1 protein-coding gene is annotated in these 1,235 nt (G+C 67.1%); it reads right to left on the reverse strand.

Features of this window, described 5'->3' with window-relative positions:
- Nucleotides 1-1,235, reverse strand: a 1,235-nt coding sequence (gene hemA / locus RFM52_RS32715) for a 5-aminolevulinate synthase (RefSeq protein WP_320327905.1), incomplete at both ends; no start/stop codon positions are given.

Below are 1,235 nucleotides of genomic sequence, written 5' to 3' on the forward strand. Positions count from 1 at the left end.
ACCAGGAGCGGAATGATCCGGTCGGTCTTGGCGACGGCGGGACGGCCGGAGCCGGCATAGGGGATGCCCAGCGCATCCCAGGTCTCGACCAGCGCGTCCTGCAATTCGGCGATCAGCGCGTCCGAATGGAACGGCGTCGGCGTGATGCGCAGCCGCTCGGTGCCGCGCGGCACCGTCGGGTAGTTGATCGGCTGGATGTAGATGCCGTGCACGCCAAGCAGGCGGTCGCTCGCCATCTTGCAAAGCTCGGGATCGCCGACCAGCACCGGCACGATGTGGGTGGCCGATTCCATCACCGGCAGGCCGGCGGCGGCAAGCACCTGCTTGGTCCTGGCTGCCTGGCGCTGCTGTGCGTCGCGCTCGGCCTGCGAGCGCTTCAGGTGACGGATCGAGGCGGTGGTGGCGGCGGCGATCGCCGGCGGCAGCGCGGTCGTGAAGATGAAGCCCGGCGCATAGGAGCGAACCGCGTCGATCACCGCGCTCGTGCCGGTGATGTAGCCGCCCAGCGTGCCGAACGCCTTGGCCAGCGTGCCCTGGATGACGTCGATGCGGTCGGCCAGGCCCTCGCGTTCGGTGATGCCGCCGCCGCGCGGCCCGTACATGCCCACCGCATGGACCTCGTCGATATAGGTCATGGCGTTGTAGCGTTCGGCGAGCTCGACGATCTGCCTGATCGGCGCGATGTCGCCGTCCATCGAATAGACGCTCTCGAAGACGATCAGCTTGGCGCGCTCGCGGCCGGCCGCCTGCAAGAGGCTTTCCAGATGCGCGACGTCGTTGTGGCGGAAGATCTTCTTTTCCGCGCCCGAGCGGCGCACGCCTTCGATCATCGAGGCATGGTTGAGCTCGTCCGAGATGATCAGGCAGTTGGGCAAAAGCCTGGCGATGGTCGAGATCGAGGCCTCGTTGGAGACGAAGCCGGAGGTGAAGACCAGCGCCGCTTCCTTGTCGTGCAGGTCGGCGAGCTCATGCTCCAGCTCGACCAGCGGGTTGGAGGTGCCGGAGATGTTGCGGGTGCCGCCGGCGCCCGAACCCATCTTGCCGGCCGCGGTCTGGAAGGCGGCAATCACATCCTCGTTCTGCCCCATGCCGAGATAGTCGTTGGAGCACCATACGGTGATTTCCTGGGCGCGGCCGTTGGAACGCCAGATGGCGCGCGGGAACTTGCCAACGATGCGCTCGAGGTCGGCGAAAACGCGGTAGCGACGCTCGGCGTGGAGCTGGTCGATCGCATC

It is taken from the genome of Mesorhizobium humile, from assembly GCF_033977215.1.
Lineage (GTDB): Bacteria > Pseudomonadota > Alphaproteobacteria > Rhizobiales > Rhizobiaceae > Mesorhizobium > Mesorhizobium humile.